Raw genomic sequence first — 7,730 nt, 5'->3', positions numbered from 1 at the left:
CCAAGACCGCCCGCGGCGTCGACCTGATGTGCCAGGCCCCCTCGCAAGTGGATGCCAAGCAGCTCGATGAACTGCACATCCAGGTCAAGGAATAGATCCCAGTGCTGCCGGTCATAAGTTCTGAGCCAGGGCCGCCGTTTTCTGTCCCAGTCAGGGACAGATTCGTCAGCCCAGCGACTGTGTTAGAAGTCAGGTCCGGGCTCGCTGAAGGCGGGCGATTCGCCAGCCCAGCCACTGTGTCAGAAGTCAAGTCCGGGCTCGCTGAAGGCGAGCGATTCGTCAGCCCAGGGTCAGCCCCGGCGAGCGCAAGCGAGACGGCGGCGCCACCCTGGGTTCAGGACAGCCAAGTGCGAACGCTGAAAGCGTGGAATAACGCAACAGGATGGCTCAAAACTTCTGACGCACCGCACTAGGCGTTCTTCTGCTCTTCCTCAGCCTTTAGCCCTTGCTCGGAGTGATCTTCGGATTGGCCTTGAGGGAGTTGGAGCACCTCAGCCTCGCGGGCATCCACTTGCAGGGCGGAGCGGAAGTGGAGGTCTCGTTGGGGGAAGGGGATTTCGATGCCCTTCTCGACGAAGGTCTTGTAGACGTTTCCCAGCAGACGGTGAGTGACGCGGCCCCGCAGCTCGGGGTCTTCCACCCAGGCCAGCAGTTCGAAATTGAGGGAGGAATCGCCCAGCTCGCGGAAGCGGACGCGGGCTGCCGGACTGGGGCAGACTTCGTCATCGGCGTTGGCCACTTCGAGCAGGGTCTTCTCCACGAAATCGACATCGGACCCGTAGGCCACTCCCACCCCGATGCGGATCCGGAACTTGACCCAGGGACCTCCACTCTGGTTGACGATCTTGGCGTCGGCGATGACGGCGTTGGGGACGGTAATCTCGACGTCGTCGCGGGTCAGCATGCGGGTGCTGCGGATGCCGATCTTGGTCACTTTGCCGCGCTCGCCGGAATCGAGGACGATATAGTCTCCGATCTTGTAAGGCGCATCGGCCAGGATGAAGATTCCTGCGAAAAGGTTGGCAATGGTGTCCCGAGCCGCGAAGCCCAGGGTGATTCCGACCACTCCCGCCGATGCCACCCATCCGGCGGGATCGATGCCCCAGGCGATCATGATGAAGTAGGTGGCCGTTCCCACCACGATGACCTTCATCCCGATGTTGAAAATGGGCAGCGTGGCCGGCTGAATGAGCGTGAAGCTGGTTTCCACCTTGGAGAGACTCTCCAGAATCAGCGACAGAATGCGGACGGCCAGGATGACCCAGACCGCCACCACCAGGGTCTTGATGATGTTGGTGTGGATCTCGCCGGGCGTCCCGTCGGCGCGTACCAGTACCTGGTTGAGGGCCTGATTGAAGCCGACCAGGAGGATGGTGAGGAAAACCGGTTTGTGGATCAGCTCCAGGATGCGATCGTCTACTTCAGAGCGGGTGTGATCGGCCATCTGGCTGAGGATCCGGCGCAAAACATAGTCGGCCACCAGGGCCGCCGCCAGGAAGATGACGAATATGATCAGCGCGTTGTATTCCTTGCGGAAGTTGGGCTGCCAACCGAGCTGGTCAAGTTCCCACACGCCGATCATGAAGTAGAGGACGCCCCCCAGGACCAGCAGTCTGAAGATGTTGGCGAAGAGCGGAACCGTTCCCGGCTGCAGGATGCCGGCGCCTCCCTCGCGACGGGCGGCGTGACTGAGTATGGTCTCCACGATGCGCACCGCCAGCAGGGCCCAAGCCAACACGATCAGCGTCTCGATGACGTTGGTGTGGGTCAGCAGCGCGCCTTCAGCGTAGTAAGTTTCCAGCAGCGGATCCAGCGCGTATTCCACGCCCAGAGCCAGCACCGTAAAGAAGATGGGGCGGTGGGTGAGGTCGATGATCTTGTCGTCGAGATCGCTCTCCGTCCTGGCCACCAGCTTCAGCAGCACCCGGCGGATGACTTGATCGACCAAGGCGGCCACCAACGCCGAAGCCAGTATGATGATCAGGGCTTGACCGTATTCGGGCGCCAATCCAAAAGTGCTCTCCATCCAGTCCAGTAGGGGTTGCATCGGCCCTATGCTAGAGACTTGCCCTACGTCAGGCAAGGTGGTCAGTCTTCCTCTTCCAGGGCGGGTTCGTCGCGCAGGGCCTGGCGCAATCGCTCCAATCCCTCACGCAGGTCTTCGGGCGGCACCCCGAATCCGATGCGGAAGCAGGACTCGTCGCCGAAGAAGCGTCCCGGCGCCAGGGTGGTCTCGTACTCGGTTTCGAGGTGCTGGACCAGGTCGTCCACCGAGCCTTCCTTGAGACGCACCCAGCCGATGGTTCCGCTGGGGGGCTTGACCCATTCCAAAAAACGGTCGGTGGTGATGAAGGAATCGGTGGTCCAGCGGTTGCGGTCGGCCAGGTTGCGCTGCGGCATGAGCAGATCTTCGGCCTGTTGCAAGGCCCTCAGGGCCAAGCGCTCGCTGGGATGGGCGGTAGAGATGGAAAAGAGGTCGTTGAGGTGGCGCAGCTTTTCCGACAGCTTGGAAGAGGCCACGATCCATCCCAGGCGCAACCCGTCCAGTCCGAAGGCCTTGGTCAAGCTGCGGGTGGACAGAAAGCGGGGCGAAATCAGGGCTGCCGTGCGGTGGTAGCCTCCGTGCAGAAACTCCAGGTAGGCTTCGTCCACCAGGACGTAGAAATCGTAGTGGTCGGCCAGCCGGGCCAACGCGTTCAGGGACTGCCGCGAAATGGACGCACCGCTGGGGTTGTGCAGGTTGGAGAGGATGACCAGCTTGGTGGTGGAATTCACCTGGGCCTCCACCGCCTCGGGATCGACGTCGAAACGGTCTTCGGCCCTGCGTTGGAAGAAACTCACCACGGCTCCGAAGTACTCGGGGAGCAGGTGCAGCGGCTCATAGCAGGGCTTCTCCACCACCACTCCGTCGCCGGGTTCCAGCAAGGCGGCGCAGACCAGGTGGTTGGCCATGGAATTGCCGTGGGTGGTGACGACCTGATCGATGGAAACGTCGTAGCGGGCCGCAATGGCCTGCAGCAAGGGAGGCCATCCGTCCAGGTTGCGGCCTGAGAGCTCGGGACAGTCTTCTTCTCCAAGATCGTGCGCCGTCAAGCGGGGCGCGCCCGAGTGGCCCAGATTGTAGCGGATTCCAGAACGCGACTTGGCCCAGCGAATAAAGGGACTGCTCTTCATCGATCTTCCTTGCTGCCTACCCGCACTCGACACCCTGCGCCGTCCTGCCTATGCTACAAGGAAGAAGAAAGGAAAGCTACTCCCGCACTTCCGGTCCTCCGCCCGGCCCCCTTCAAACCCGCCCGTTGCATTTTCCGGAACGTTGGACTACACTTGTCGTATTACAGGTGTAGTTCAAGGAGGTAAGACGTGAAACTAGGCATTCTGATCGGATTGACGGCGCTGGGGCTCGCGGCGGGCGCTCTGCCGGCCCAGGAAAGAACCTTCAGCATGCAGGCTCCTCAAGGGGAGCGGATGATGCTGCCGGGGCTGATCCTCTACTTCAGCGACCACGAGGAGACTGGCGAGGTCCAGCTCAGCACCGTCCTCAACATCGCTCAACAGACGGGCGGACCGGCCACCGAGTACTCCCAACTCGACCTCAAGCAAGGCGACGTCTTGATGATGGTCGACGCCCAGCCGGTGAGTTCGGCTGAAGCTTTCATCAAGGCCTACCAGGAAATGGAGTCGGGAACCGAGATCAGTCTGGGACTGCGCAGTGAGACGGGAGAGGTGAAGGTGGTCTCCTTCAAGAAGCCGGACGCCTCCGAACTGCCTCAGATGCGCATGATGAGGAAAGAGGATCTGACGCCTGAACAGCTCGAGCAGTTGAAGAAGAACGGCAAGGTGATCATCAACAAGCCCGAAAAGGCGCCCCCGCCCGGAGGACTGCGTTGAAGTTGCCCTCGAGGGTACCGGTCTTTCTCTGGCTGTGCATGACCCTGGCGGTTGCCCTGGACGCAGTGCCGTCGCTGCGGGCTCAGCTCGGCAATCCCTTCAACGAGCGCGACGACAAGTACCGCCTTTTGGGATTGAAGCGGGCCAAGGCCTACTTCGAGCAAGCGCAAAGTGATTTTGAACGCAGCCGGAAGCTCTACGAGCAGAAGCTCATCACCCGGGCCGAACTGGACCGGGCCCGGGCCACGCTTTCCGACGCCGAGGTCAACTATCATCAGTCGCTGCTGGCGGTGGTTTTCGAGGGGCAGTACGTGGCCATCATCGAGGCCGTGCAGTTCCAGGCCGAGGACGGCAAGAAGCACGTCCGCCTCAAGGTCGAGAATACCTCGGGGGGAGGAGACGAATACCGCCGTCTGCTCAACATCGACGACGAGCTTTTCCGCGCTTTGCAGCCCGACGTCATCCACGACGTCTATATCTCGCTGCTGGACGACGACAACGCCATCATCTCCAATCCCTACGAGGCCAAGATCGAAGAGCTTCGCTACGGAGAGCCGGCCGAGGTCGATTTCACCCTGCTGCGCGACGTCGACTCGGTGACGGTGGGAATCTCTTACGGCAACGGCTCTCAGCGCAGCCCCAAGATCTCTTTGCAGAAGGATTCCAGCGTCAACAAGGTGATCCTGCAGAGCTCTCAGTTTTCGCAGGAAGCCGAGTTGGGCGCTTCGGCCACCTTCAACCTGACCCTGGAGCTGTTCAGCGGCGAGAACGACACCTTCAAGCTGGCGGTGGTCAACCTGCCGGCCCAGCTCAACCGCTATTTCGTCGACCCGGCCACCTCGGCCCGTCTGACCCAGTTCCGCTTCACCGAGGGCGCCAATACCCGCCAGGCGGCTTTGGAGGTGTCGTTGCCCGACCGTCCTGGAGAGGAAATCGTCATCGACCAGCCCATTCCTTTCTACGTCATGGTCATCCCCCGTGAGCAGGCCCAGCAACTGGGCAACCTCAACGGGCGGACCTGGAGCGAAGCCCAGATCAAGGCGCTGGACGTGGGGTATCTGCGGCTGGAGCTGGTTCCCCGCGGGGTGGGCGAATTGCTGGTGCGGGTTCCTCAGCTTTACTTCGCCGCCAAGGCGGGAGAGCGGGTGGAGATTCCCATCGAACTCAAGAACGAAGGGACCCAGCGGCTCGACAACATCGAACTTCAGGTGGATCCGCCGCTCAACTGGACCAAGTCGGTCGATCCTCCGCTGTTGCAGGAATTGCAGGTGGGAGAAGAGAAGCGGGTCTCGGTGTTCGTTACGCCTCCCCCGCAGATGACAGTGGGCAAGTACGAGATCCGCGTCCAGTCCACCTCGCTGTCCGACAATCAGCCGGTGGACGGCGAAGACAAGACCATCACGGTTGAATTGCAGAGCGAGACCGACGTCACCGGAATCGCCGTCGTGGTGGGCGCCATCGTGTCGCTGGTGCTGGGCATCGTGATTTTCGGCATCAGGCTTTCGCGCCGCTAGACCCTTCATAGCCTTGGCGAAGGAGGGCAGCCCCGCGTCGCCAAAAGCTTTGGAAGGGAAGGAACAAACATCATGAACGAAGTTAAACCCTTAATCGAAGCCGTCAGTCTGAGCAAGCGCTACGAGGACGGTGTGCTGGCGGTGGACGAGGTGTCTTTCGCCATCCGCCCCGGCGAGATCTACGCCATGTTGGGCGGCAACGGGGCGGGGAAGACCACTACCATCAACATCTTCCTCAACCTTATCGAGCCCACTTCGGGAGAAGCCCGGGTGGACGGCATCGTCACCCACAAGAAACCGCTCAAAGCCAAGACCAAGATGGCTTTCGTCTCCGAGAACGTGATGCTCTATCCCAACTTCACGGCCATCCAGAACCTCGATTATTTCGCCCGCCTGGGCGGACGCAAAGACTACACCCGCGACGACTACCGCCAGGTGCTGCAGCGGGTGGGATTGCAGGAGGAGGCCCACGACAAGCGCCTCAAGGGATTCTCCAAGGGCATGCGCCAGAAGTGCGGCATCGCCATCGCCATCCTCAAGGACGCGCCGGCCATCCTGCTCGACGAGCCCACCTCGGGACTCGATCCCAAGGCCGGACTCGAGTTCATGCGCCTGCTCGACGACCTGCGCGGCGAAGAGAAGGCCATCCTCATGTCCACCCACGACATCTTCCGCGCCAAGGACGTGGCCGACACCGTGGGCATCATGAACCAGGGCCGCATCGTCATGCAGCGCTCCCGCCAGGAGCTGGAAGGCGAGAACCTGGAATCGCTCTACGTCGAATACATGGGAGGCTATATGGAGAGCGCCTCCGGCGAGCAACCTCTGGAGGCCTCAGTTGACTAAGAGCATGGACTTCCATCGCGTATCGAAAGGGCCGCGCTCTCCGGCTCCCAACTTCCAAGTGCCCAACTCCCAAGGCGGCGACGGGAGAAGTCCGAAGTGCGAGTGGCGAAGTTCGAGATCCCCGAAGGGGAGAAATTCGCTAGCCCAGGGCGTAACCCTGGGTCAGGAGTGAAACGTAAAAAACCCTGAAAAGGGTGGAATAACGCCAGGAGAAGACCGACCATGTTTCGCCTCATCGTCGAAAAGGAACTGCGCGACATCATCGGGTCAACCAAGTTCGCCGTCACCTTTCTCATCTCGGCCCTGCTCATCTTGCTGGCCTTCTACGTGGGCGCCCGCAACTATCAGCTTTCGCGGGCCCAATACGAGACGGCGCTGTCAGAGAACCTGCGCCAGATGGAAGGCATCACCGACTGGCTGCAGGTGGAGCAGAGCGTCTTTCTCCCGCCCCAGCCCTTGGCCACCCTGGTGACAGGGGTCTCCAACGACATCGGACGCAACGTCCAGGTGACCTCGCGGGGCAGCGTGACGGCCGAAGACAGCCGTTTCAACGACGATCCCATCTTTGCCGCTTTCCGCTTTCTCGACCTGGACTTCGTCTTCAAGATCGTGCTTTCGCTTTTCGCCATCCTCTTCGTCTACAACGCGGTCAACGGCGAGAAAGAGCAGGGGACGCTGCGGCTTACCTTCACCAACCCGGTCCCCCGCGACACCTACATGCTGGGCAAGGTGACGGGATCGTTCCTGGCGCTGGGGTTGCCGCTGCTCGTCCCCATCCTGGTCGGCTGCCTGATCCTGGTGCTGATGGGGATACCTCTGAGCGGCGGCGAATGGGCCCGTCTGGCCCTCATCTCGCTGGCCGGACTGCTGCTGCTGGGCGCTTTCCTGACCTTGTCGCTGCTGGTGTCCACCCTTACCCACCGCTCGTCCTCGGCCTTTCTGGCCTTGCTGGTGGCCTGGATCTTCGCCGTCCTCATCATCCCCCGCACCTCGGTGCTGCTGGCCGGACGCAGCGTCGAGGTCCTCTCCAGCGACGAGATGAACTACCAGAAGGCCCGCCTGCGGGCACAGATGTGGGAAGAGGACAAGGGCAAGATGTCGGAGTTCAGTCCCACCTCCGACAACGCCCAGGACGCCGTGCAGGAGTTCAACGCCTTCATGGCCGAGGTGGCCCGGGCCCGCGAGGAGCGCTATCAGGCCGCCGTCGAGCGCATCCAGGAACAGCGCCGCAACCAGGAAGGCGTACAGCAGCGCCTGGCCTTCGGACTGGCCCGCATCTCGCCGGTCAGCTGCTTTTCGCTGGCCTCCATGAACCTGGCCGGCACTTCCTTGGGCCTTAAGGAGGAATACCTGCGTCAGGCCCAGGCCTACCGCGAGACCTACAACCGCTTCATCAGCGACAAGACCGGCGGACTGGGGGGCGGCGGGATGATCCTGCGCATCATGTCGGAGGATCAAAAGCAGCCCGACCCCATCGAT

Annotated in this window: 6 protein-coding genes; 4 read left to right on the top strand and 2 right to left on the bottom strand. The window is 61.7% G+C overall.

Going from position 1 to position 7,730, the window contains the following annotated elements:
• Positions 1-409: 409 nt before the first annotated feature.
• Together VLU25_04750 and VLU25_04745 are read right to left on the bottom strand one after the other, a co-directional pair.
• Positions 410-2,047: a mechanosensitive ion channel family protein gene (locus tag VLU25_04750; protein HSR67228.1), complete on the bottom strand. Its 1,638-nt coding sequence runs from the start codon at positions 2,045-2,047 to the stop codon at positions 410-412.
• A 41-nt stretch (positions 2,048-2,088) separates the two neighbouring features.
• Positions 2,089-3,174 (bottom strand): pyridoxal phosphate-dependent aminotransferase, encoded by a 1,086-nt coding sequence (locus tag VLU25_04745; GenBank protein HSR67227.1) that lies wholly within the window; start codon positions 3,172-3,174, stop codon positions 2,089-2,091.
• Between the two features lie 189 nt (positions 3,175-3,363).
• On the opposite strand from VLU25_04745, the gene VLU25_04740 reads away from it, so the two are divergent.
• The 4 genes from VLU25_04740 to VLU25_04725 form a co-directional block, all read left to right on the top strand.
• Positions 3,364-3,891 carry a hypothetical protein gene (locus VLU25_04740; GenBank protein HSR67226.1) on the top strand — a complete coding sequence of 176 codons (528 nt, stop codon included), beginning with the start codon at positions 3,364-3,366 and terminating at the stop codon, positions 3,889-3,891.
• Positions 3,888-5,405 carry an NEW3 domain-containing protein gene (locus tag VLU25_04735; protein ID HSR67225.1) on the top strand — a complete coding sequence of 506 codons (1,518 nt, stop codon included), beginning with the start codon at positions 3,888-3,890 and terminating at the stop codon, positions 5,403-5,405. Before VLU25_04740 ends, VLU25_04735 begins: the two co-directional genes overlap by 4 nt.
• A 72-nt stretch (positions 5,406-5,477) precedes the next feature.
• Positions 5,478-6,251, top strand: coding sequence for an ABC transporter ATP-binding protein (locus tag VLU25_04730; GenBank protein HSR67224.1), 774 nt, complete (start codon positions 5,478-5,480; stop codon positions 6,249-6,251).
• Positions 6,252-6,473: 222 nt separating this feature from the next.
• A partial coding sequence (locus tag VLU25_04725) for an ABC transporter permease subunit (protein HSR67223.1) occupies positions 6,474-7,730 on the top strand: 1,257 nt, incomplete at its 3' end.

The organism is Acidobacteriota bacterium (assembly GCA_035471785.1).
In the GTDB taxonomy this organism is placed as follows: Bacteria; Acidobacteriota; UBA6911; order RPQK01; family DATIPO01; genus JANQFM01.
Note: the sequence above shows the minus strand (reverse complement) of the source record. Positions and strands in the feature narration are given on the sequence as shown.

Excerpts from the sequence above, each read along its gene's own strand:
- VLU25_04730 (HSR67224.1), top strand. The coding sequence starts at position 5,478 with ATGAACGAAGTTAAACCCTTAATCGAAGCCGTCAGTCTGAGCAAGCGC.
- VLU25_04745 (HSR67227.1), bottom strand. The coding sequence starts at position 3,174 with ATGAAGAGCAGTCCCTTTATTCGCTGGGCCAAGTCGCGTTCTGGAATC.
- VLU25_04750 (HSR67228.1), bottom strand. The coding sequence starts at position 2,047 with ATGCAACCCCTACTGGACTGGATGGAGAGCACTTTTGGATTGGCGCCC.